The organism is Bacteroides sp., assembly GCF_029057325.1.
Lineage (GTDB): Bacteria > Bacteroidota > Bacteroidia > Bacteroidales > Bacteroidaceae > Bacteroides.
On record NZ_JAICZW010000019.1, the window covers coordinates 1 to 2,530 of the forward strand.

Here is a 2,530-nt window from a genome sequence, read left to right on the forward strand (position 1 = left end):
GGCCTGTGACATACACAATGTCTATGGTGTCCAGGTTTTTTACCTGAAAGACTTGAACACGCGTTCCATGCTGATAGTCCCCGACAAACAGATGCAGGACTTCATGTTTGTGATGGATTTGAATCCCGACGGAGTTTGTTTTGATAACGAACCTCTCACTGTTGGGAAAAAGGTTACGGTTGTCAAAGGGGAATTTAGTGGCATTGAAGGTGAAATCGCTACAGTGGCTAACAAGACTTATGTTGTTATTCGCATTACCGGTGTGCTGGCGGCAAGCGTAAAGGTGCCCAAATCTTATCTGAAAGTTATTAAAGAGTAAGTTTCGTATATCTTTAATTGGATGTCAGGATACAAATTGACAAAGCTACAAGGAGATACGAATCAGATATCTACCTTCATTTTTTGAAAAAAAACTCCTGCTTTTTTGTTATGTAGGTAAATACTCTTAACTTTGTATGCAGGTATAAAAAGAGACGGAATGGAACAGATGCGTAAATTGCCTATCGGAATACAGACCTTTGCAAAACTGCGTGAAGAGAACTATCTTTATGTGGACAAGACGGCTTTGGTCTATCAGCTGGTGAGCTCCGGAATGCCTTATTTCCTGAGCCGTCCGCGCCGTTTCGGTAAGAGTCTGCTTCTTTCCACTTTCGAAGCTTATTTTGAAGGACGGAAGGAATTGTTCAAAGGGCTTGCCATCGAGCAACTGGAGACGGAGTGGGAGCGATATCCGGTGTTGCATCTGGATTTGAATGCGGAAAAATACGATACATGCGAGGCGCTTGAACTGATGCTTTCGCGTACTCTTAGTTTTTGGGAAGAACGTTGGGGAGGTGATGCGGCCGAAGCGACACTTTCAGCACGTTTCTCGGGTGTCATCCGGCGTGCATACGAGCTTACCGGCAAGCAGGTTGTCGTACTGATAGACGAATACGACAAACCTCTGCTTCAGGCCATTCTTGATAAGCCACTTCTGGAAGAGTACCGCCGTATTTTAAAATCATTCTACGGAGTGCTGAAAAGTGCCGACCGCTATCTCCGCTTTGTGTTCCTGACGGGTGTCACCAAGTTTGCGCAAGTCAGTGTGTTCAGCGATTTGAACCAGTTGCAAGACATCAGCACATGGCCCGATTACACTTCCTTGTGCGGCATAACCAAAGAGGAGCTGGTACGGACATTTACTCCCGAGATAGAGCGTCTGGGTGCTTTCAACGGGATGGATTTTGAGACTACGCTCGAGAAGATGACCCGTTTGTACGACGGCTATCATTTTTATCCCTATTGTGAAGGGGTGTTCAATCCCTTCAGTGTGCTGAGTGCCTGCAAAGCGAAGGTGCTGGACAACTTCTGGTTCCAGACGGGTACCCCCACTTATCTGGTGAATCTGCTTCAAGAAAGCGACTACGACCTTCGCCTTCTCATTGACGGAGTGGAGGTCACTGCCTCCGCTTTCTCAGAGTATCGTGCGGAAGCCCGCAACCCGCTTCCTATGATTTATCAGAGCGGGTACCTGACCATTAAGGATTATGACAAGGAAGTATTACTCTATACACTGTCGTTCCCTAACGATGAAGTCCGTTATGCCTTTCTGAATTTTTTGGTACCCTTCTATACCAAAGTGACCGATGACGAAACCGGTTTCCACATAGCCCAATTCATGCACGAGCTTCGTGCCGGCGACGTGGATTCCTTTATGGAGCGTCTGCAAGTGTTCTTTGCCGGTATTCCTTACGATTTGAACGCCGGTACCGAGCGCCATTACCAAGCCATTTTCTATGTAGTCTTCACGCTGTTGGGACAGTTTGTGGAGACAGAGGTTCGCAGTGCCCGCGGTCGTGCTGATGCGGTGGTGAAGACCAAAGACGCGGTCTATGTCTTTGAGTTCAAACTGAACGGCAGTGCCGAGGAGGCGTTGAGGCAGATTGACGAGAAAGGTTATCTGATACCCTATGCGTTGAACGGAAAGCGTCTGGTGAAGGTGGGCGTGAATTTCAGCAAGGAGACACGGAATGTGGAGCGGTATATAGTAGTAGAAGACTGATTATTCAATAGCTTAAGTTTCGCAAGTTTTTGAACTTGCTTTCAGTGAACAAGTGTGCAAGGCCCTTCCTATCTGCCTGTTTTATGAATGAGGCATTTGTAGGCTTCTTCCTTGTAGCCTTGTCAACCTGTGAAACCCCGAAGGGCAGGTTGTAGTGTGACCGATGGTAAAGATATTATCCGGGAGAAGGCGGTGGCTTTGGCGCAGGCGGCCGATGAGTACTGGACAGCCATTCTTCGGAAAGATCTTCCAGCTTTTGCCGCCTATCAGGCCTCGTTCAATGCACAGACAGCCATGTTCCCCGGCATGGTTCATCCTACGGTTGACGGACAGCTTTGTCCCGAAGCCGGTGTGTAGCCTTATATTGACCGCTATAGTGTTATGGAAGGGGTGATGGCGTGGAAGATGGCCAGAGCCGGTGGCGGGGGATATTTGGCGCTTGTAGTCAAGGAGGCGAAGAGTTTTCTTGAAGGACATGAGGAGGCTATT

2 protein-coding genes and 1 pseudogene are annotated in these 2,530 nt (G+C 48.0%); all 3 read left to right on the forward strand.

Annotated features, from left to right (window positions below):
- A pseudogene (locus K2G43_RS01300) lies at positions 1–319 on the forward strand (transcriptional regulator); the annotation flags it as partial.
- Positions 320–478: 159 nt separating this feature from the next.
- Entirely contained in the window at positions 479–2,041 is a 1,563-nt protein-coding gene (locus K2G43_RS01305; protein WP_297645355.1) for an ATP-binding protein, read from the forward strand.
- Positions 2,042–2,197: 156 nt separating this feature from the next.
- Positions 2,198–2,398 (forward strand): hypothetical protein, encoded by a 201-nt coding sequence (locus K2G43_RS01310; protein WP_300152764.1) that lies wholly within the window; start codon positions 2,198–2,200, stop codon positions 2,396–2,398.
- The last annotated feature ends 132 nt before the right edge of the window (positions 2,399–2,530 follow it).